Annotated in this window: 16 protein-coding genes and 1 pseudogene; 7 read left to right on the top strand and 10 right to left on the bottom strand. The window is 39.3% G+C overall.

Features of this window, described 5'->3' with window-relative positions:
• The 3 genes and pseudogenes from ACESK1_RS03710 to lpdA form a co-directional block, all read left to right on the top strand.
• Positions 1-856: pseudogene (locus ACESK1_RS03710) on the top strand (pyruvate dehydrogenase (acetyl-transferring), homodimeric type); the annotation flags it as partial.
• A gap of 10 nt (positions 857-866) precedes the next feature.
• The gene (locus tag ACESK1_RS03705; protein ID WP_372918061.1) at positions 867-2,288 is read left to right on the top strand and encodes a 2-oxo acid dehydrogenase subunit E2; all 1,422 of its coding nucleotides are present in this window, start codon (positions 867-869) and stop codon (positions 2,286-2,288) included.
• A gap of 20 nt (positions 2,289-2,308) precedes the next feature.
• On the top strand, positions 2,309-3,718 hold the full coding sequence (gene lpdA, locus ACESK1_RS03700; protein WP_372918059.1) for a dihydrolipoyl dehydrogenase: 1,410 nt from the start codon (positions 2,309-2,311) through the stop codon (positions 3,716-3,718).
• 612 nt (positions 3,719-4,330) lie between these two features.
• Here the strand turns inward: lpdA and ACESK1_RS03695 are convergent.
• Positions 4,331-5,956, bottom strand: a complete 1,626-nt coding sequence (locus tag ACESK1_RS03695; protein WP_372918057.1) for a M28 family metallopeptidase — start codon at positions 5,954-5,956, stop codon at positions 4,331-4,333.
• A gap of 505 nt (positions 5,957-6,461) precedes the next feature.
• Between ACESK1_RS03695 and ACESK1_RS03690 the strand changes: the two genes are divergently transcribed.
• Entirely contained in the window at positions 6,462-7,379 is a 918-nt protein-coding gene (locus tag ACESK1_RS03690) for a DMT family transporter (protein WP_372918055.1), read from the top strand.
• Between the two features lie 73 nt (positions 7,380-7,452).
• On the opposite strand, the gene ACESK1_RS03685 is transcribed toward ACESK1_RS03690, so the two are convergent.
• From ACESK1_RS03685 to ACESK1_RS03670, 4 genes are all read right to left on the bottom strand, one after another.
• Positions 7,453-7,797, bottom strand: a complete 345-nt coding sequence (locus ACESK1_RS03685; protein WP_372918053.1) for a hypothetical protein — start codon at positions 7,795-7,797, stop codon at positions 7,453-7,455.
• A gap of 5 nt (positions 7,798-7,802) precedes the next feature.
• Positions 7,803-9,308, bottom strand: coding sequence for an FAD-dependent oxidoreductase (locus ACESK1_RS03680; protein ID WP_372918051.1), 1,506 nt, complete (start codon positions 9,306-9,308; stop codon positions 7,803-7,805).
• 104 nt (positions 9,309-9,412) lie between these two features.
• Entirely contained in the window at positions 9,413-10,381 is a 969-nt protein-coding gene (locus ACESK1_RS03675) for an ion channel (RefSeq protein WP_372918049.1), read from the bottom strand.
• 92 nt (positions 10,382-10,473) lie between these two features.
• Positions 10,474-12,810, bottom strand: a complete 2,337-nt coding sequence (locus ACESK1_RS03670) for a multicopper oxidase domain-containing protein (RefSeq protein WP_372918047.1) — start codon at positions 12,808-12,810, stop codon at positions 10,474-10,476.
• Positions 12,811-13,206: 396 nt separating this feature from the next.
• Here ACESK1_RS03670 and ACESK1_RS03665 point away from each other — a divergent pair, with 396 nt between their 5' ends.
• The 3 genes from ACESK1_RS03665 to mazG all read left to right on the top strand — a co-directional run bounded on the left by ACESK1_RS03665 (position 13,207) and on the right by mazG (position 15,535).
• The gene (locus ACESK1_RS03665; protein ID WP_372918045.1) at positions 13,207-14,034 is read left to right on the top strand and encodes an endonuclease/exonuclease/phosphatase family protein; all 828 of its coding nucleotides are present in this window, start codon (positions 13,207-13,209) and stop codon (positions 14,032-14,034) included.
• 281 nt (positions 14,035-14,315) lie between these two features.
• Positions 14,316-14,615, top strand: coding sequence for a hypothetical protein (locus ACESK1_RS03660; protein ID WP_372918043.1), 300 nt, complete (start codon positions 14,316-14,318; stop codon positions 14,613-14,615).
• 146 nt (positions 14,616-14,761) lie between these two features.
• Positions 14,762-15,535: a nucleoside triphosphate pyrophosphohydrolase gene (gene mazG, locus ACESK1_RS03655; protein WP_372918041.1), complete on the top strand. Its 774-nt coding sequence runs from the start codon at positions 14,762-14,764 to the stop codon at positions 15,533-15,535.
• A gap of 1 nt (position 15,536) precedes the next feature.
• On the opposite strand, the gene ACESK1_RS03650 is transcribed toward mazG, so the two are convergent.
• From ACESK1_RS03650 to ACESK1_RS03630, 5 genes are all read right to left on the bottom strand, one after another.
• Positions 15,537-16,163, bottom strand: coding sequence for a class I SAM-dependent methyltransferase (locus tag ACESK1_RS03650; protein ID WP_372918039.1), 627 nt, complete (start codon positions 16,161-16,163; stop codon positions 15,537-15,539).
• 12 nt (positions 16,164-16,175) lie between these two features.
• Positions 16,176-18,449 (bottom strand): DUF349 domain-containing protein, encoded by a 2,274-nt coding sequence (locus ACESK1_RS03645; RefSeq protein WP_372918037.1) that lies wholly within the window; start codon positions 18,447-18,449, stop codon positions 16,176-16,178.
• Positions 18,450-18,564: 115 nt separating this feature from the next.
• Positions 18,565-19,296: a shikimate dehydrogenase gene (locus ACESK1_RS03640; protein ID WP_372918035.1), complete on the bottom strand. Its 732-nt coding sequence runs from the start codon at positions 19,294-19,296 to the stop codon at positions 18,565-18,567.
• Complete coding sequence (locus tag ACESK1_RS03635; protein ID WP_372918033.1) at positions 19,293-20,321, bottom strand: DUF368 domain-containing protein; 1,029 nt, start codon at positions 20,319-20,321, stop codon at positions 19,293-19,295. Before ACESK1_RS03635 ends, ACESK1_RS03640 begins: the two co-directional genes overlap by 4 nt.
• The gene (locus ACESK1_RS03630; RefSeq protein ID WP_372918031.1) at positions 20,308-21,246 is read right to left on the bottom strand and encodes a DUF368 domain-containing protein; all 939 of its coding nucleotides are present in this window, start codon (positions 21,244-21,246) and stop codon (positions 20,308-20,310) included. Before ACESK1_RS03630 ends, ACESK1_RS03635 begins: the two co-directional genes overlap by 14 nt.
• Positions 21,247-21,274 lie beyond the last annotated feature (28 nt).

Here is a 21,274-nt window from a genome sequence, read left to right as displayed (position 1 = left end):
GCGAACCGGGGATTTAATGTGGGCCGCTGCAGATGCCGGTGCAAAAGGTTTTTTAATGGGAGGTATTGCGGGAAGAACCAGTATTCCGGGAGAAGGTTTGCAGCATCAGGACGGTCAAAGTCATTTATACGCCCTGGCATTTCCTAATTTAAGGGCTTACGATCCCGCTTTTGCTTATGAACTTGCGGTAATTGTAGAAGAAGGAATTAAAAAGATGTATATAGATAAAGAAGGTGTTTTCTACTATGTCACAATTAGTAACGATACCTATCCAATGCCCAAAATGGCTAAAGATGTAGATAAAGAAGCAATTCTTAATGGCCTCTATAAATTCAAAAATTCTAAAACACGTAAAAGAACCAGAAAGACTCATTTATTTGGTAGTGGCGCCATTATGAAGGAAGTGACTGAAGCTGCGCAAATCCTGGAAGAAGAATTTGATGTTGGTGCCGATATTTGGAGTATAACCAGCTATAAGGCATTATATGACAATGCCATTGATACAGAACGCAACAATAGGTTGAAGGCTCAGGTAAACAAAGAATTGAATTATATAGAGCAGCAATTAGTAGATGAAAAAGGATCTTTTGTGGCTGCTTCAGATTATGTAAAAGCACTTCCCGAAAGTCTGGCCGCTTATTTTCCAGGTGAGCTTATAAGTTTGGGAACCGATGGTTTTGGTAGAAGTGATAACAGGGAAGCGCTTCGTGGATTCTTTGAAATCAATGCAGCGCATATCGCTTATGCAGCTCTTTATGGTCTGGCTAAACAGGAACAAATCAGCCTGGAAGAATTAAAAAAAGCGGCTAAAAAATTAAATATAGATCCGCAAAAAATCAATCCAAGAACTGCATAAAAATCTAGTTATGGCAAAAGAAATAAAAATACCGCAAATATCAGAAAGCGTAGATACTGCGACTGTTTCTGAAATCCTCGTTTCTAAAGGTGACAAAATTGAAGAAGGTCAGGGAGTGATTGCAGTAGAAACCGATAAAGCTTCAACCGAAATTCCTGCTACTTCTGCGGGAAAGGTTAAAGAAATAAAGGTGAGTGAAGGGGATGAGGTGAGTGTAGGAGATGTTATTCTTATCCTTGAAGAAGCTGAAGGAGGTTCAGAAGAAAATGAAGAGTCAGGCGACGAAAAAGAGAAAAAAGAAGCTTCGGAAGAAGAAGAAAACGGGAAAAAAGAGGAAAAGCAAGATAAAACTTCAGAAGAAAAAGAGAAAAAGAAAACAAAAGACAAGCAAGATAAATCAGAAGAAAAAAAAGAAGGCGAAGAAAAGTCTGCTGAGGAGGAAGATGAAGATGAAAGTAAAGATGAATCCGCAGATGAGGATAAGGATTATGAGGAGAAAAAATCATCTGAGAAATCTGAAAAAGATAAGCCTACCGATAAACAATCTTCAAAGGAAGTCTATGCTTCCCCTGGCGTACGCCGCATGGCGCGTGAACTGGGAGTAAACATTCAGGAAATAGAAGGCAGCGGGGAGAGTGGCAGAATTACCGAAAAAGATGTCAAAAGCCATAAAGAAGGTGGCGGTAAAAGATCCGGTACCGTGCAACTTGAACTACCCGATTTTAGCAAATGGGGAGCGGTAGAAAGAAAGCCTCTGAACAATATTAAAAAAACCACGGCAAAAAATGTACTGGAATCCTGGCAATCTATTCCCCACGTTTTTCAATTTGGGGAGGCCGATATTTCAGGTATTGAAAGTTATATGGAGGATCACAAAGAGAAAGTTGAAGAAGCCGGAGGCAAGCTTACCCTCACTGCTATCCTAACCAAGGTTGTAGCCACAGCATTGCACAAATTTCCAATGTTTAACGCTAGCATAGATATAGAAAAGGAGGAAATGATCCTTAAAAAATATGTAAATATTAATATCGCGGTGGCTACAGATGAAGGCTTATTAGTTCCAGTCATAAAAAATGCCGATCAAAAAAGTATTAAAGACTTATCCGTGGAAATTTCAGAAATAGCTCAAAAAGCACGGGATCAAAAGCTTTCAAATGAAGATATGGAGGGTGGTAATTTTTCCATTTCTAATTTAGGTGGTATTGGGGGTACTAATTTCACACCAATAGTATATCATCCGCAGGTGGCGATCCTGGGGGTATCCCGGGCAGGCATCAAGCCGGTTTATATAGACGATAATTTTGAACCTCGCAGTATACTTCCGCTTAGTTTGTCTTACGATCATCGCTTAATAGACGGGGCAGATGGCGCCTCATTTATGAACTGGATGGTAAAAGCCCTTGAAGATCCATATGAAGCATTATTGGGTTAATCTTAAAAATATAAGGAACGATGGCAAAAAATGATAAAAAAGAACTGGTGATTATCGGGGCCGGGCCCGGAGGTTATGCAGCAGCTTTTCACGCAGCTGATCTGGGAATAAAAGTCACGCTCATTGATCCCGAAGTTAATCCAGGTGGGGTTTGTCTTTACCGCGGCTGTATTCCCTCTAAGGCGCTTTTGCATTTAGCAAAAACCAAAGAAGAGGCTATGAAGGCTTCTGAATGGGGTATGCAGTTTGAAAAACCAAAAATAAATCGTAAAAAAATTGCAGAATGGAAAGAAAGTGTGGTGAAGAAACTTACTGACGGATTAGGTCAATTAAGCAAATCCAGAAAAATAGAATACGTACAGGGCAAAGCTAAATTTACCGGTGAGAATGAATTGGAAGTAAGTCCTGAAAAAGGAGAAAAATTCAAAGTAAGTTTTGAAAAAGCGATTATTGCTACAGGTTCTTCTGCAATGGAATTGCCTAACCTTGAGATAGACCATAAAAAAATCTGGGATGCCACGGATGCTTTGGAACTTAAAGAAATACCTAAAAAGATGTTGGTGATTGGTGGGGGATACATAGGCCTGGAACTGGGTAGCGTTTATGCCAGTTTGGGAACTAAAGTTTCGGTAGCTGAAATGACCCCTGGATTTCTACCTGGAACAGATCGTGATTTGATAAAAATATTTCAAAAAAAAGAGCCTTTTAAAAATGTTTATTTCGAAACTAAAGTAGAAGAAGTAAAAATGACCAAAGAGGGTGTAAAGGTATTCTTAAAAGGCAAAAATGATGAGAAAAGCAAAAAATTTGATTGCGTTTTAGTGGCTGTAGGAAGAAAGCCAAACACTCAAAATCTGGGTCTGGACAAACTTGGGATTTCACCAAATGAAAACGGATTTATAGAAGTAGATGCTGAACGCAGGACAGACCACGAGCATATCTTTGCGATAGGGGATATAACCGGGGAGCCAATGTTGGCTCATAAAGCAAGTCATGAAGGTAGAATTGCTGCTGAGGTAATTGCAGGGAAGAAAGGAGCCGCCTATGATCCTAAAGTGATCCCGGCTATTGTTTTCACCAATCCTGAACTCGCCTGGTGTGGACTCACTGAAAATGAAGCAAAAGAAATAGGCAGGAAGGTTAAAATTGTGAAATTTCCGTGGGTGGCTTCTGGAAGGGCAGCTGCTATTGGAGAAAATAAAGGCTTCACCAAACTTTTAATAGATCCTGAGTCTGAAGTAATTTTAGGAGGAGCAGTAGCCGGAAAAAATGCAGGTAGTTTAATTTCTGAGATTGCTTTGGCTGTAGAAATGGGAAGTACCGCAAGTGACTTATCCCTTACCATTCATCCGCACCCTACGCTTTCAGAAACTATAATGGAAAGCGCAGAACTATTTTACGGTAGCGCTACGCATTTTAAAAAGGGATAAATTTCAATAAATCAATCCGTATTTAAGAGAAATTATAGAGAAACTCAAAATAAGCAGGAAACTAATTTTCCATGCTCCCGGGGATACTTTCGTTACTTCCGTTAGCCTGTTTAATTTAAGAAATAACTTGTGAAGTATTAAGGCAGGTTAACTTCTATTCTTCAATGCAAATTTCAGAATAGTATCTTATCTAAAATGGATTTCAAATATTTTAGTGTCTTCAAGATGGGGTTTAGCGGGCTTTTGTTTTGGGATGGAGATTTCTGCTGAAACCCGAAGGGCCAGAGCCAATAAGGGCTTTGTTATTTTTATCTAAACCTTAAACTACCCTAATTTGTTTTTTAAAAAATTTCGGCATTTTCCTTATAGTGCAAAGCTGTTATGAGTTGAATCGTTTTTATCTCTGATTCTTATGGAAAACCGACTCAAAAATGAGACAGTTCCATTAACTGTTTTGACATTCCAGGCTCCCATATTAAAAAGTATCGGTTTGACTTTAATTTGTGCTAACCGGGAGGAGGCCCCGGATGGCTATTTTTTCATTATCTATTACTATTATCCTGAATGCATTTGCACGCCTTATACCTTTCTATCAAATTTATGAAGACGAAATTAATTATCCTCCCGAGCAGCCTTAAATTCACTTCCTTCATACCACTTAGGGAAATAATCCTCATTTGCCAGTTTCAGGCCTATTTCATAGAATAACTGCAGGTCTTCGCGTACACCGCTTAATTCTGTTGTTTCAGGATCGTATTCATCTGAAGGTTGGTGGTATTTGTTGGCACTGTAATCATCATTCAGCTCTTTTACCTCTTCAGCGCTCATATCAAAGCCTTCATAGGAACCGGAGGCATAGAGGGCAGGAATACCAATTTTAGCAAAATTAAAGTGGTCGCTGCGGTAGAAGAAGCCTTTTTCTGCTTCAGGATCCGCAATGATATAACGATCATGTCTTTGAGCAGCTTCTTTGGCGTATTCATCCATTTCAGAATGTCCGTATCCGGTAATGGTAAGATCTTTCATTTTCCCCGGACTTTGCAGCGCATCTATATTGATTACTGCTACGGTCTTTTCCGGCGAAAAAATAGGATTTTCAGCATAATAAGCAGATCCGAGTAATCCCTGTTCCTCGGCAGTCACCGCTATAAATGCTATGGAACGCTCTGGCTGTTCTCCTTTTTTAAAAGCTTCAGCAATGGAGATCAGGGCTGCTGTTCCGGTGGCGTTGTCTACAGCGCCGTTGTAAATGGAATCCCCGTCTACGGGCCTTCCAATCCCCAGGTGGTCCCAGTGAGCAGTGTAGAAAATAAATTCATCCTTCCGCTCTGATCCTTCCACAACGGCTATTACATTTTTAGAAGTGTTGCGGTCTATTTCGTTGGTGATGCTTACCGTAGCATTAATACCCATTGGCGTGGCTTCGAAGTCTTCGCTAAGTGCCAGTTCATTGTAATTCTTATTCTCAATGCTGGAGGCTTCAAAAAGTTTTTCCGCCGCTCCCTGGGAAACCCATCCCTGCACATCGGCCACAGGGGCATCGCTTTCCAGGTTAAGCTGTGGGCCGGTCCAACCCGATTGTACCACATTCCAGCCGTAGGATGCAGGTTCCGTTTCGTGGATAATGATCACCCCGGCAGCACCCTGCCTGGCTGCTTCCTCATATTTATAGGTCCATCGACCGTAATAAGTCATCTCATTTCCTTTGAAAAGGGTGCTGTCTCCGGTCGCAAAGCCGGGATCGTTCACCAGGACTACCGCTGTTTTTCCTTCCCAGTCTACACCTTCATAATCATTCCAGTCATATTCCGGGGCTACAATGCCATAACCGGCAAATACGAGTTCGCTATCTTCCAGGCTAACCTGCTCTTCGGGTTTTAGGGTGAGTGCCACAAATTCCTCAAAGAATTCCAGCTCAAAATCCTCTCCCTCTCCGGAGATCTTCATAGTTTCTGAAGCAGTACCGTTGATCTCTACCAGGGGAACTTCCTGGAAAAAACTTCCGTCGTTCCCGGGAGAGACCCCCAATTTGGAAAATTCGTCCCGGAGGTAGTTTACTGTTTTTTCTTCGCCTTCAGTAAAAGGCATGCGGCCCATAAAATCATCAGAAGCCAGGGTCTCGATGTGCTCTGCCAGGGATTCCTGGTCTATCTGAACTGTCGCGGATTCTTTATTATTGTCGTTGGAATTACAACTAAAACCCAGGGCGAGCAGGGAGGCTGCGAGGTATTTTTTCATGTTAGAAAATTTAAATTATAATCAAATTTTAAAGGTTCCACTAACAATATCTCCGGAACCGGAGCTCTAAAGTATTATTTTTTTCGGAAAAATTGAGTTTAGTTTTGAGAATTGAGAAAAGTTGGAACAGGATAGGTAAGTCGTTAGCTGTTTGATGGTGAATTGTGGAATTTATACGTGAAGTTAATTGTTATTGTTCCCGGAGCTTTATTACATGCAAGTGGAACTGTTTGATTCTGATTTCAGAAGGCCCAAAGAAACTCATTCCGCGGTATGTGTTTCAATATATCGAGGAAGGAAAATTAAAGTGGTTATAGGTAATGAGATTTTGAACTGGTAATTAGTAGTGATCATTTCGCTTTTTAAACTTTTTTAATTCATAAAATCCCTAACGGGCCGGGATAGGTCTTTGTGTATTATTTCCAACTCCAATTTTTCTTAAAAGCAAGGAAGTTGAGCAACAATTGTTGCATATACCTCGAAGCGAAGGTCGTAACTTTATACCGTGAAAGTATCAGGTAAATTAAAAGGAGTTTTACTTGCTTTTGTTTCTGTAATTGCAGTTTCCAACGTATATATATTCAGTAAAGCCGCTCTTATGGAGGTTAGTCTACCTCAATTTGGGGTGTATTGGTTTGCTTTTGGACTAACCTGGATATTTCTTTATGGTTGCACTCAAAAAACTTACAGATCAATTACACAATTTGCCAGAAGAAACTTGGGCATTCTGGTGTTGCTTGGTATTATTGAGGTTATAGGAACTTATTTCTTTTTTAAGGCAATACATACCATATCCAACCCGGCAATAACATCATTTATTGGAAATATTTCACCTGTCTTTATTATCATACTGGGTTTCTTCTTTTTGAAAGAACGATTTAACTTCCGGGAAATTACGGGAATGACACTTGCCGTAATAGGCGCATTTGTGATAAGTTATAAAGGTAACTCTGCTATTAGTGATATGTTTATTGATGGTACTCAATACGTGCTGTATTCCAGTGCTTTTATGGGGGTTAGCGCCCTGATTATTAAAAAGAATATCCAGAATATCAATCCCATCATATTGACCACCAACCGAAGTTTATTTTTACTTATATTTTCAATTATGGGCTTAGTATATTCTGACGAATCTTTAATTATAGGGTCTAAACCCTTGCTGAATATTTTCATAGGTGCTTCCCTGGGCCCATTTTTAACGGTTATTGCAGGATATTTGGCATTACAGTATATACCCTTATCTCAAAAAGCAATTATTAACAGCACAAAGGGACTTTTTGTTTTATTCGGGGCTTACTTATACTTTGGCCAGTTCCCCGAAACCATTGCTATTATAGGAGGGCTTATCACCATTCTTGGGTTATTACTAATAGCATTCGGAAAGTCAAAATTGCCAAAAGTCAAAAAGTTCCCGGAGGTTTAGTGTGAGAAAATCACAGCCTTAGCTGAAAGCCTGTAAACGTTAGACCCAATTAAGTATAACCAGGATTTTATGCTTATTCTTTTAAAACATGGCTTAATATCCATACAAATCCGAAAAGGGCAATCCCTGCATGTACTATCGCCACCCACTTGGGCACGCTTTTGTGTCTAATATCTCTTGAGACCATATACAACCCCCCAATGGCAGCCACTGAAAATATAACAAAACTATCCCAATGTTTATGGTGTTCTTCAGTGGTTAGAGCATAGATAAGTAAGACCAATATTCCCAGGATTGCAAAAGCTCCATGTGTCATGACAATGGCTTTGGGAGGATGTTTTTCCTTTAAAACGAATTTTAACAGGTAGGCTCCTATCAAAATGGCGAGACCGATAAGAATAATTGCTGTGATTACCATAATATTTATTTCTCGGAATTAATTTGTCTTTTGTCCAGTGGGGAAAAAGCCGGACCTTCAATCACCTCTCCTGTAGGTTTGAAACGGCTCCCGTGACAGGGGCAGTCCCAGGTTTTTTCATTATTATTCCAATTCACAATGCAGTCCATATGGGTGCAAACGGCAGAACAGACATGGAGTTTTCCTTCCTTATTACGATGAACTGCCAGCTTTTCGTCTTTTATTTCTACAATCTTCCCTTCCCCGGATTTAATTTCTGAAAATCTTTCTGCATCTTCTTTTCCCGGAATATCCTTCAGATATTCTCCCATTACGTTTAGATTTTCCTTTATAAAGGTTTTGGCTGATTTTAATGGGGTAAAACGTTTAGCCCTGTAAACTTCTGCCCAATTGTTGCTTTTTCCGGTGAGAAGGTCTCTGAAGATCATTGCCGATACCACTCCATAGGTAAGTCCATCGGTAGAGAAACCGGTGGCTACAAAAATATTGTCATCAGTACTTTCCCCAATAAAAGGCAAGCCATCAGAAGATTTATAATGCTGCGCAGACCATTTGTATACGACTGATTCAACATCGTAGTTTCTCCTTAAGTTTTTCTCCAGATCCCCAAAATAATCTTTGTCGGGATCTTCCTGTCCCACTTTATGGTGATATCCTACGGTAATGAGGAATTTCCCTTCTTCTGTTTCATATGAACGCAGCGAAGGATGTGTTTTAGAGTCGGTACTCCAAAATATTCCTTCCGGATATTCTCCCGATTTTAATTTTACAGCCAGGGCATATTCCCGGTAAGGGTAAATTGCCGTTTGTAAGGCATAGACCCCTTTCGGAGTGTGAGTAGCCAGGATCACTTTAGATGCTTTTATTTTGGCATTTGGAGTATGTAAGACATGAGGTTCGCCTTTTTCAATATGATGTACAGGAGTATTTTCATAGATCCTGCAATTTTCACTTTCAGTTTTTTCTGCGAGTCCGGTAACAAATGAAGAAGGGTTAAACTGGGCCTGGTTTTCTACTTTAATAGCCAGTTCGGTTTTAAAAGGCAAGGCTAATGAATTTAGCTCCTGAACGTCCAGTCCATAATTTTCCAGAGTCTTTTTTTCCTTTTTAATGGTTTCATCTTTTTCCCCGGATTCGGTGTATAAGATCCACGGTTGGCGTTTAAAATCACAAGGGATCTCATACTTCTTTACCAGACTCTCTATTAAGTCTACCGCTGCAGAACGGGATTTTGCTACGACTGCGGTAGTTTCATTGTCAAATTTTGCCTGAACATGATGTAGTCGGGTATCTACCATGGTGTATAAATTACCCGTTGAGGCGGCTGTAGTTCCACAACCTACCTGGTAGCTTTCAAGTAATGCAACTTTTTGTCCTGATTTGGAAAGTAGATAGGCAGTGGTTACACCTGTTATTCCACCACCCACGATGGCAATATCTACCTCAGTATCTTCGGTTAGGGAGGGGTATTTGGTTTTTGCAGCCTTTGCCCTCCAGATTGTTTCCGGCATAATCTTAATTTTTTGGTCTCTTAAAATTAAGTAATGCACTCATAATGTTTCAGTTATGTCAGTTATACTTTTGTTAAAACCACAGTGCTAATCTTATTTGCATCCTAACTTTTAGAAAAAACATCTTCCCAGGTAAAGTTTTCACTTTTTAGTAAGCCTCCTAAAATTTGCCTGCGTTTTTGAAGGCTCTTAATGGTTTTTTTAGAATCTGGATAGGGGAAATTAAATGAATCTGCCATTTCTTTTTCTGATGACAGGTTTGAAGAGAAATTCTCCTGCATATCTTCGAAGAAACCCGATAAAGAAGAGCGTAGCAAATTTAATTCCTCCTGGAAATTTTTCCCATCCCTGGAATTCAGGAGAATTGTAACTGCCTCATCTAGTCTTGCTATATTAATACCAAAACTATCTTTTTTCTTATTCTGTCTATAAAAATGAACAACTGGATATGCGTGGTGATTAACAGAATGTCGATCTATCATTTTTTGTAGTTCTGAGATTTGCTGATTGCTGAAGGAAGAATCAAATGATAAAATGTTGTTTGCAATTGCCTGGGGATTTTCTCCCATATTGTATACGCTTTTAGACAGTGATCTTTTATTTACAAGCGCAGTTGAAACAGAAAGGAAATAAGTCATCGAACTTGTGAAGAAAATAAAACCAAAAAAAGAAAAAGCACCGGTCACCAGCTCAAATATTGGAGTAGAGGGTTTAAAATTTCCCATTCCAAGGGTGGAAAGGGTATAACTCGTAAAATAAAGCCGCTCCCAATGATTTGCAATTCTGCCACTGCTGTTAGTGATGGCTTCGGGATGAGAAGTATAAACTAAAAAGAGTCCACCCCAAATCAGGAGCAGCCAGGAAAATAGGATCATCAGGTTCACGAATAATCCATTATAATTGTATGCTTTTCTTCCGAAGAACTTCACACACATTTGAATTATCTTATCAGATATAATAGAAATATTCCTGGAAATGAAGCCGATACCACTACCGGATAGAGTGGTGAAAAAAAAGTCGTGAATTGCTATTAACAATAAGATGATTCCAATAATTAAAAAAACTCCAGACATCTAATATTTTTACTTTTGAATATTTTTTATTTAGGGACTTGTAAAAGGGGTGAATTTAAATATGAAAACCAGGTCTAAAGCTTTCCAAAATTTTAAAATCGGGCAGACAAGCCGCCGCCGGTACCAAACCTGTTATCATAACTAGCCATTATTGAAAAGCTTTTTGAAAGGAAATATTCTGCTCCAATTTGGAAGACTTCCTCTTTTTCTAAATTATCACCTTCAGGTAGGTCATCTACCCATCCGAAATCGGCCTGGAATTCATATTCGGCAAAAACAGCAATTCTTCGGAAAACCAAAATCTCTCTGCTAAGGCTTATTTGTGGACGCAATTTATTGTCCAAGCGTACATCCAGATTAAACATAAAAGGGGTGAAATATCTTATCCCTGCTATGGCAGTTGTTGAAATTTCCTCCATACTGTTGTGGTTTTCATTTTCCAGATTAAGACCGCCAAAAACCCGAAACCAATCGTTTAAATAGCGCTCGTAAGTAAGCTCTGCTTCTAGATTTTCATTCCATCCATATTCTCCTCTTGCAGTAAACTGATTTCGTATATTGGAAGAAATCAGGTTAAATTCAGCCATATGGGAGGCAACATCAATGTCTCCCCAGGTAAAGAAATGGTTACTTTTATTGGTGAGATTTGTAAGGGGGTGCTCCTCCATACGCTCATCTCTTGGAGTTCCATAACTATAGACTCTTGCCATCCCCGAGTCCATGTGATAAAGGATGTGACAATGAAAGAACCAATCCCCATACTCGTTGGCATCGAATTCAATTACTACCTTCTGCATAGGAGCGATATTCAAGGTGTGTTTTAAAGGAGAATATTCACCATTTTCATTTATGACCCTAAAGAAATGACCGTGCAAATGCATGGGATGGTGCATCATGGTGAGATTATTCAGCGTTATTCGAGTAACCTCTCCCTGTTTAATTTCTATTTTATCAGCTTCAGATAAAGGTACCCCATTCATACTCCAGATATAACGCTGCATATTTCCGGTTAAATTTAACAGGATCTCTCTTACCGGTCGATCAGAAGAGAATGCTGTGCTCTCCTGCGCCTTAAGATAATCGTAATTGAATTCAGCGAACATATTCATATCCTTCATTTCTTCTTCGGAATCCATTCCTTCCATGGGCATTTTGCTACTATCTTTATCGTTATTCATATCGGCTTCCTCGTGGTTTTCATGATTCATTTTTCTGTCCTTGAGGCTGTCCGTGGCAGGTTGTGAATGCTCCATCTTCCCGTGATCCATTTCATCCATCTGCATTCCATACTTTGCCATCAATTTTTCCGGCTCTTCTTTTCCAGGATTAAATTTCATAGCAGGAGCGCCCATTTTCATATCCATGTCTGCCATTTCTTTCATCATTTTAACCAGATCTGGTCTGGGTAAGTCTTCCGGAGCACTTATACTTTCCCCTTGTCCAAGGAATGCTGAAGTTTGGCCGGTACCATCCTGAGCTGTCGCTCTTACTTCAAGCTGCCCGCTTTGCGAAATAGTAACTATGAAGTCATAAGTTTCGGCTACTGCAATAAAAGTTTTATTCCGCGCTACAGGTACTACATCAAGGCCATCTGCGGCTACGAGTAGAGGATCATTCTCTCCTCCAAAAGTTAACCAGAATTGTGTGGAGGCTGCAGCATTTATAAAACGAAGTCTCACTTTTTCACCCGGTTGAAAATCCGGGTAAGTCCGTGAAGTTGCTCCGTTGGTTATAAAGGCCGGATAATACACATCAGATATATCCACTCCCTCCATCCGTTGCCTCCAGAAGTCGAGTTGCGCACCCAGGGCACCTTTTGAAATAGCTTCACTTAGCGGTACCACTGTATTCTTCTTGATCCCATACCATTCCAGACCACGCTTTAGGGTTCTTAAAACCTCAGTTGGTTTTTCGAAAGTCCAGTCAGCAAGAACAAGAACCAAATCTTCGTCATAATCCAGATCCTCCTCAGGGTCTTCAATAACAAACGAACCATAGACCCCGTCCTGCTCCTGCAATCCTGTGTGAGAATGGTACCAGTAAGTTCCTGCTTGCTTTAATTCAAACTCATAGGTAAAAGTTTCACCCGCTTTTATGGGAGGTGTAGTAAGGTATGGCACACCATCAAAAAAGTTGGGAAGAAGAAGGCCGTGCCAGTGGACTGAGGTTTCCACATCCATTTCATTTTTCACATGAATTACAGCATATTCTCCTTCAGTAAATCTTAAAGTGGGGCCTGGAATTCCACCGTTAATAGTCATCCCCATTTTTTCTTTACCTCCTATATCAACCATTTCCTGGTTGATAGTAATAGTATATTCCCTGACCGGTAGGTTATTTACGTTTCCTTCAACAGATGCAGGTTTTTGAGCATTTACTGGATTATTGAAGATCATAACGATAAATATTCCCATTAATATTTTTCTCATAGTATTTCCTGTTAAAGGTTACAGGCAGACTTAATCCCCTTCATAAAGTTTTAAAGCTAACTAACTAAAGGTACTCAAGAAAAGGGCAATTTCAAAAGGATAACTGTTGGATGCAATACTTCCAATCTGGCTTAAATATCAGGAGGGATAAATTTTCATTGCCATTTACTTTTGATTTTAATAAAAAGATATTGACACCGAAGAAAGATATGTATTATTTCGTTATTTTTTATCTGGTAGAATATTACCTTGGTTTATATAAAAAGCCCAGATTCAGAAGTAAAACCGGTTTCAATAATTAAAATAGAAGTCTTGTTTTTATTCTCCTTTGGCTAAATATCCAATAATTACCTCTTTTAAAAGCAGTAGTGACAAATTCAAAAAACAAAGTTTCTTATGAGAGTTCTGAATGTTCCCAATATACTATTGTTTCTCAGTATATTCTTTCTGACTAGTTTCGGTTTCGCTGGACCTGTAACAAGTGATACTATCAGGAATATAGAGGAAATAAAAGTCATGTCTTATAATATACATCATTCCAATCCTCCTACACAGCCAGATTCTATAGATTTAGATGCGATTGTTCGCGTAATAAGGGACCAGGATGCAGATTTGGTAGCGCTCCAGGAAGTAGACTCTGGCACGGAGCGTTCTGGAGAAGGAAATCAGGCAGCCCTGATTGCAGAAAAACTGGATATGTATTTTTATTTTTCAAAGGCGATTAATTATGACGGAGGAGAATATGGAAATGCAATACTTTCCAAATATCCAATCATGGAAGGAAGCACTCACCAGTTACCTAATGAACCGGATGCAGATACAGAAGACCGGGTGATGTCTACCGGGAAAATAATCCTTCCCGGAGGAAATGAGATTGTTTTCGCCAGTGCACATTTAGACTATAAAGAAAATTCAGCAAGTAGAATTCGGCAACTTGAGAGAATTCTGGAAATATCCGAAGAAATGAATCTGCCAATAATTCTGGCTGGCGACTTTAATGCTGTTCCGGGCTCTGAAACCATAGAGCTATTACAATCGGCTTTTCAAGTAACCTGCAGTAGTTGTCCTCCAACTTTTCCTGTAATTGAGCCCACAAAGGCGATTGATTTTATAGCTTTTACTCATCCCGCTCAAAAATTCAGGGTAAAAGATTATAAAGTAATTGATGAAAAATACGCTTCTGATCATAGGCCGGTTTTTGCGGTAATTGAATTACTGAAATAAATATTTAAGTTTTACCGCTACTTATACTGTCCTTTTATAAAAGCTTGGAATATACTTTTAAAACCAGATTTAATTGATATTTTTCAATGTTTTCAACCTTAAACATAAACAATAATTTTAATATTTGTTTAGGTTGTTTTTATAAATTTCCAGAGGAATATTTTGTAAATTTATAGGTAAGCGAGTGCCTACTTTGTTAAAATGAATCCCATGTTCTATGAATAAATTCCTGATGTATAATCGTCATATCGGTTCAGTGTTTAAGACTAAATATTGGAATTATGAAAAAAGAGGTTGTATTTAATATTACTGGATTACGGAAACTGGTTAGGCATTATAAGCTTAATACAAGGGATGCTTTAAAGCTAAGAAGTTTATTTAACTCTAAAATAATCAGTATCGCATATACTGCATCCGGGGGATTTGATTCTTCTAATGGAGAATTCTATGCAAAGGAAAGAGAGATAAATTACCATTTAAGGATAAAATATAAAATACCTAAAATAGATAAGGAAAAATTTCTTCTACTAAGGAAAGTTAAGGAAGCAGCCGGCTTAAGAAAAACTATAGAAATTCCTTAAGACTTTTACATCCTGTTATACTACATAAATTAAAAAGTGAAGCGAAAGCTTCCCTTTTTTTTATCTCTAATTTCTGAGATCTTAGCAGCTCAGGCTTGAGCATTGGTCTTAAAAATTCTATTTTTACCCAAATTCAAAAAATCACTATGAATTCCCGAGCAGAGCAACTTAAAGCATTCGATCGCCTCTTAACTATTATGGATGAACTCCGTGAACAGTGTCCCTGGGATCGGAAACAGACTATGGAATCCTTAAGACATCTAACTATAGAAGAAACCTACGAACTCGGAGACGCTATTCTGGATAATGACCTTCAAGAAGTGAAAAAGGAGCTGGGTGATGTTTTATTACATCTTGTATTTTATGCGAAAATAGGGAGGGAGAAAAAGGCCTTTGACATAGCCGATGTCGCAAATAGTATTTGCGATAAATTAATTGCCAGGCACCCTCATATTTACGGAGACGTAGAAGTAGCCGATGAAGAGGAGGTGAAGCGAAACTGGGAGAATCTTAAGCTAAAGGAAGGGAAAAAAAGTGTTCTGGAAGGGGTGCCTGCCTCATTGCCGGCTTTGGTGAAAGCCAACCGCATACAGGATAAAGTCGCCGGAGTTGGTTTTGATTGGGAGGAGCCCCAACAAGTTTTCGAAAAGTTGCAGGAAGAATTAGGAGAGTTACAACACGAGGTCAATGCTCATAATCAGGAGAAAATAGAAGCTGAATTTGGAGATGTGCTCTTCTCTATGATCAATTATGCCCGCTTTCTGAAGGTGAATCCTGAAAACGCCCTGGAACGTACCAATAAAAAATTCATCAAGAGATTTCAGTATTTAGAAAGTAAAGCAAAAGAACAGAATAAAGCCCTAAAAGATATGACGCTGGCCGAAATGGATATCTTCTGGAATGAGGCTAAAACCCTTTAAATTATTTACTGAAAACGATCAGTTTCGGTTCTATTTCTACCCTGCTGAAACCCAGATTTTCTTTAATCCAGATGAGGCTTTCTTCTGTATAGAAAAATACGTGAGTGGGGTCGTTTTTATAATACCAGTTGTCGAAGTCGATGTCTTCAGAGTATAAAGAGGTTTTGCAATAAAGTTTTCCACCGGGATTTAATTTACCAGAAAGCTCCCTGAATTCCCTTGTCGGTTCATAAAAATGTTCCATAACCTCACAGCAAATAATAAAATCGTAGGAGTTTGTCAGAACACCCTTATCCGAATGGAAAAAAGGATCATAAAGCGCGACGGAATAGCCATGTTTTTCCAATTCGGTGGCAGCTACCGGGCCGGTACCACATCCATAGTCCAGCCCTGTATGTTTAAATGAAAATTCACCCAGAACCCGGGAAGTTATGGGACTAACAAATTGCTGATACCTGGGATCTTCCACGTCATTGTTATGAGTAAGATATCTTTGTTTTTCAATATCCTCTGCGACGTAATATTCAGGTAAAAGCTGGATGCCTCCACAATTGGTACATCTTACAAATTCCCGCTTTTTACTTTTCCGGAATGTCCTGGTCTCCGCACCACATAGAATGCAATCCATTCCGAAAAAAATTTAATACAGAGATTTGATCTTACGTAATTTTTCTTGCCAAACCTCAAGTTGTGCCTTGTGATCGGCAATATTTTTGTGAACCTCCTGCACCAGCGGATTATCCTCTTCAACATTTGAGAAGAACTGGAGATTATTTTCCAGTTGGCGGATCTCCGCTTTGGTTTCCTCTATCTTTTTGGTGAGGAAATAATGCTCATTTTGGAGTTTCCTGTCATCATCAGCGTCATTGATAGCCTGAATCTTGTTCTCATATTTCATCATCTCCACTTTGGTTTTATCCATGTCGAGCTTGTTGAAAACCTGGTCCAGAGCTTTATTGAATTTTCCTTCTATGAATCTTTTGTTCTGGGGAACTTTACCTGTTTCTCTCCATTCCGCAATCAATTCCTTGATTTTTGGTAGATCTTCTTTTTTATCGCCGCTTAATTCCAGCGCCTTAAGTTTATCCAGGATTTCTTTTTTCCTGTCGAAAGCTTCAAACTCTTCACTGTTTTCTTCTTTCCTGTTGGCGTGAACCCTATCGAAATAGTGATTACAAGCAGCCTTGAATTGTTTCCATACCTTGTCGCTGTCTTTGCGCGGCACATGACCTATCTTTTTCCAATCGGCCTGGATCTTCTTCATCAAAGGAGTTACCGTTTTAAAATCATCGCTGTCTTTGTTGTCTTCAGCGATTTTAATAAGTTCCTTTTTCTTCTCGAGATTGTCGTATTGCTGCTTTTTCAGGTTTTTATAAAAGCTGTTCTTATTGCGGTTGAATTTTCTTACTTCCTGCTTGAACTGGCTCCAGGTTTCTTCATTTTTGCTGCGTGGAACTTTCCCTGCTTTAAAAAATTCATCCCGAAGTGCTTCAATTTCCTTTATCTTTTGCTGCCACTTGTTATGCGTGGTATAATTGTCCTCTGCAATAAGTCGGATCTTTTCTATGATCTCTTGTTTCTTCTTCCAGTTTTCTTCAAATTCTTCATCAAGTTTACTGAAATACTCCTGGCGCTTATCGTGTATTTTTCTGGTAGTTGCACTAAAGCGCTCCCAGATCTCTTCCCGGAATTCCTTTCCAACAGGACCAAGTTCTTCCTTCCACATTTTGTGAAGCATCTGTAACTCCCTGAAAGCACGATTAACGTCGGCTTCCTGTAGCAATTCTTCTGCGCGGTCTATAACCTTTAGCTTCTGTTCCAGATTATGTTTGAAATCCATGTCGCGGAACTCACGATTCAGGTGAAGAAAATCATAGAAGTTCTCTACGTGGTGATGGTAAGTATTCCAAACATTATTGTATTGATCTCGCGGAATAGGACCTGCTACTTTCCAGCGATCCTGAAGCTCTTTAAAATGCTTGTAAGTAGTGTTTATGTTTTCTTCCACACCAAGTAAACCCTTTAATTCCTCGATGATCTCAAGTCGGGTATTTAGATTTTTATTTAAATCCTGTTTAAGCTGTTGGTAGTATTTATTGCGTTTTTCCTTATAATCAAAAATCAGGGAATTGAAACGCTTTTTTAACGGAGTAGAGTAGTGGAAGTCAATGATATTTCCGCCATCGGCGAGAAAATCCTCTTTTTTCTCCTCCAGTTCTTCATCGAACTTAGCATTAAATTCAGCACGAATTTCAGCTACATGTTCCTTGATAGCCTGAATCTTTTCAGTTTTTATCAAATGCTCGAGCTCATCGGCAAGAGCCTCCTTGCTCATAGAATGATAATCCTTTTTAGGAATATTATGGCGTTCACCGGTAGTCTCGTCTTCACTGTCTTCGGCTACTGCGTCGTCCACATCCCCCTGGGCATCCTTGGGTGTCTTTGGCAGATCTTCTTCCAAATCCTCCTCCTCATCTTTTGCTAAAGTTTCTTTAGAATCCTTGTCTTCTGAGGTTTCTTCAGCATCTGTTTCAGGAGCTTTTTTTACTTCAGAATCTGTTTCCGGGGCTTTTTTTACTTCAGAATCTTTTTCTTCAGGTTTGGCAGTCTCCTTCTCTGTGATCAAAACCTCATCCAAACGATCTGCTGTCTCCTTGTCTGCTGAAGATTTTTTGGAGGAAGCTTCCTCAATCATAGCATCTTCAAGTTCACTTTCTTTATCCTCTGAACTTTGTTTCGGTGCTTCTTTTGTTTCGGCTCTCTTTTCTGCTTCAGGTTTATCTTCTTCAGGTTTAGAAAATGATTGTTCCTCGTTTACATTCTCCTTGCTTTCTTCCTGGTCCTTACTTTCAGTATTCTGCAGGTTTTCGTTGGAAAGCTCTTTCTCTTTTTTGTCATTTTCTTCTTGAGACATATCTTTCAATGTTAAGGTTCGTCAAAGTTTAATTAGGCTGAAAGATAGTAACTCCACTAAAATTGGACAAACAATTGTCTTTATTTGTACCGATTAAAAACTATACGAAAAGTGATTATGAATTCCAGATTTTCCAGGCAGCTTCGGCCTGCAGCTCCAGCATTTTAAGTCCGTTAATCGCGGTTGCTCCTTGATGGCGGGCCAGTTCCATTAATTTGGTGGTTTGGGGATTGTAGATAAGATCGAAGACTAAGTGAGAATTGCTTAAGTGTTCTACCGGAATTTGTGGATATTTTTCAACTGAGGGAAAAGTACCTAATGGGGTACAATTGATAATTATATGGAATTCCTGAAAAATTTCTTCATTTAAAGTTTGATAATCGTGTTGACCTACACTTGCATTTCTGGACACAAAACGATATTCAATTCCAAGATCCTTCAGCGCATAAGCTATAGCTTTGGAAGCACCACCCGTACCTAGAATAAGGGCTTTTTTATGATGTGGTTTCAGAAATGCTTCAACCGATTTCTGAAAGCCGATATAATCGGTATTGTAACCGGTCAATTTTCCATCTTTTTCGATTTTAATCGTATTTACAGCCCCTATTCTTTCAGCCTCTTCAGCAAGTTTATCCAGGTAAGAAATCACGGCTTGCTTATATGGGATGGTGACATTCAGGCCGGAAATTCCGGGATTGTTCTTTAAAATTTCAGGAAATTCACTGATGTCTGTCAGATCAAAATTTTTGTAGACTGCGGGTATATTTTCTCTCTTGAATTTTTCAGCAAAATAGGATCTTGAAAAAGAATAATCGATGTTTTTTCCAACAAGGCCGTAGATTTTCATCCTGTGTGTTTTACTTGAGATTTTTTCTTTTCATACCATGCAAGTCCAAGAACCAGGGAGATCCCAATAAAGATAAAAAAGATGGCAAGCCAGGTTTCCGAAGTATTAAAAGAGGGTAGATACCTGTCATAATTATCCAGTACTTTATTTCCGGCACTATCAATCAGGATATTTCCATCTGCATCGGTTTCAAATATCTTTTCTTTCCACGGCCAAACCACCCCAAGTGATCCGGTAATGAAACCGATGATGGTAGCGAAGGTGTCTTTTTTATAATGTTTCAGCACAAATCCCAGGAGATGGGATAAGCTTACCAATCCTGCCAGAGAACCAAGGGCAAAGACCATCATTACTTTTAGAAGCCGCATCCTTTCAGCATTATCAACAAAACTAAAATCCAGTAGAAAAAGATCGGTAATAGTATCGTAAAGTGCGTTTACCGAGTCTACCAGTAATAGCACATAATTCCCAAGGAGAATAAGGATGAACGACCCCGACAGTCCCGGCAGCGTCATTCCGGATACGCCAACCATACCACAGAAAAATACAAACCAGAGATTATCGTTTTCTTTTGCGGGTTCTAAAAAGCTGATAGCAATCCCCGCCATTATGCCTATTGCTACAAAAACCAGGCTGCGCGAACTCCATTCTTCAAAATCCTTGCTGATGTAGTAAATAGAACCGATGATCATCCCGAAAAAAGAGGCCCAAACAAAAAGCTCATATTCCAGCATGAGGATGTCCAGGAGCTTAGAAACACTAAAATAGCTGATTAGCATTCCCAGAATTAGAAGACCTAAAAACCTCCCGTTTACATATTGATACAGACTTCTGAATCTGCCGTTTAAAAGCAACTTTAGAGCTTTAAGATTAATCTTCTGAAGCGAATAAATAAACTCCTCATAGAACCCGGCCACAAAGGCCACCACGCCACCCGAAATTCCGGGAACTTTATTGGCGGCACCCATTGCCAAACCTTTAAGCACCAGCAGTACTTTATCGGTAAGGGTTCTAGTCTTCTGCATTTTCCTGTTCGGGTTTTTTACTGGCAAAGCGTTCCAGGAGGAATATCAGAAGAAAGCCCGCCAACATTAATAAACTCGCAGCAAGTATTTTAGGATCCCCATCAAAATTCCAGGGTAATACTGAGGCGTCTTTTAAAATAACCTCTTTGTCTCCGTAAAATTCCCTTTCCAGAACAATTTTCCAGGGCCATATTTTATTTAAGGAACCCGCTATGAATCCTGTTAGTACGGCAAGAGTTATGCTGGTATAGTGTACAAAAAGCCATTTTAATAACTTAGAAAAGCTTAGTAATCCAACTACTGCACCTACTGCGAAAATCCCCAGGGTTTTAAAATCGAAATCATGAACTGCTTCGGTAATTGTTTTATAAGCCCCCAGTAAAACAAGAATAAAAGCTCCGGAAATACCCGGGAGGATCATTGCACAAATTGCAATGGCGCCGGCCAGAAAAATAAAGATACTTCCGGTATTTGCTCCCATTGGTGGTAAGGAGACAATATAAAAAGCTATTGCAGCTCCTATTAACATCGATAGCAAAACCTTAAAATTCCATTTGGGAATCTGGCTGCCTACATACCAAACGCTGGCTACAACCAAACCAAAAAAGAAAGACCAGATAAGAATAGGATGATTTTCAAGGAGATAATTGGCCAGTCTCATTACAGTAAAAAGACTAATAAGAATACCGGTAAAGAGGGCGATAATAAATGGGCCGTTAAGTTCCTTCCACATCGCTTTAAAGCCATCGACTCTCCATGTTTTTATCAAAGAGGGTTTTACGCCACTAATGGTGGAGATAAGTTCTTCGTAAATTCCGGAAATAAAAGCTATTGTTCCGCCTGAGACTCCGGGAACAACATCTGCTGCTCCCATTGCCATCCCTTTTAAGCTTATAGTGAGGTAATCATAAAAGCTTCTCTGCATCCTCGAAAATTATAAATTCCGTCCAAAG

This window comes from Salegentibacter sp., from assembly GCF_041642575.1.
Classification (GTDB): domain Bacteria; phylum Bacteroidota; class Bacteroidia; order Flavobacteriales; family Flavobacteriaceae; genus Salegentibacter.
Note: the sequence above shows the minus strand (reverse complement) of the source record. Positions and strands in the feature narration are given on the sequence as shown.

Excerpts from the sequence above, each read along its gene's own strand:
- ACESK1_RS03705 (WP_372918061.1), top strand. The coding sequence starts at position 867 with ATGGCAAAAGAAATAAAAATACCGCAAATATCAGAAAGCGTAGATACT.
- lpdA (WP_372918059.1), top strand. The coding sequence starts at position 2,309 with ATGGCAAAAAATGATAAAAAAGAACTGGTGATTATCGGGGCCGGGCCC.
- ACESK1_RS03695 (WP_372918057.1), bottom strand. The coding sequence starts at position 5,956 with ATGAAAAAATACCTCGCAGCCTCCCTGCTCGCCCTGGGTTTTAGTTGT.
- ACESK1_RS03685 (WP_372918053.1), bottom strand. The coding sequence starts at position 7,797 with ATGGTAATCACAGCAATTATTCTTATCGGTCTCGCCATTTTGATAGGA.
- ACESK1_RS03680 (WP_372918051.1), bottom strand. The coding sequence starts at position 9,308 with ATGCCGGAAACAATCTGGAGGGCAAAGGCTGCAAAAACCAAATACCCC.
- ACESK1_RS03675 (WP_372918049.1), bottom strand. The coding sequence starts at position 10,381 with ATGTCTGGAGTTTTTTTAATTATTGGAATCATCTTATTGTTAATAGCA.
- ACESK1_RS03670 (WP_372918047.1), bottom strand. The coding sequence starts at position 12,810 with ATGAGAAAAATATTAATGGGAATATTTATCGTTATGATCTTCAATAAT.
- ACESK1_RS03665 (WP_372918045.1), top strand. The coding sequence starts at position 13,207 with ATGAGAGTTCTGAATGTTCCCAATATACTATTGTTTCTCAGTATATTC.
- ACESK1_RS03660 (WP_372918043.1), top strand. The coding sequence starts at position 14,316 with ATGAAAAAAGAGGTTGTATTTAATATTACTGGATTACGGAAACTGGTT.
- mazG (WP_372918041.1), top strand. The coding sequence starts at position 14,762 with ATGAATTCCCGAGCAGAGCAACTTAAAGCATTCGATCGCCTCTTAACT.
- ACESK1_RS03650 (WP_372918039.1), bottom strand. The coding sequence starts at position 16,163 with ATGGATTGCATTCTATGTGGTGCGGAGACCAGGACATTCCGGAAAAGT.
- ACESK1_RS03645 (WP_372918037.1), bottom strand. The coding sequence starts at position 18,449 with ATGTCTCAAGAAGAAAATGACAAAAAAGAGAAAGAGCTTTCCAACGAA.
- ACESK1_RS03640 (WP_372918035.1), bottom strand. The coding sequence starts at position 19,296 with ATGAAAATCTACGGCCTTGTTGGAAAAAACATCGATTATTCTTTTTCA.
- ACESK1_RS03635 (WP_372918033.1), bottom strand. The coding sequence starts at position 20,321 with ATGCAGAAGACTAGAACCCTTACCGATAAAGTACTGCTGGTGCTTAAA.
- ACESK1_RS03630 (WP_372918031.1), bottom strand. The coding sequence starts at position 21,246 with ATGCAGAGAAGCTTTTATGATTACCTCACTATAAGCTTAAAAGGGATG.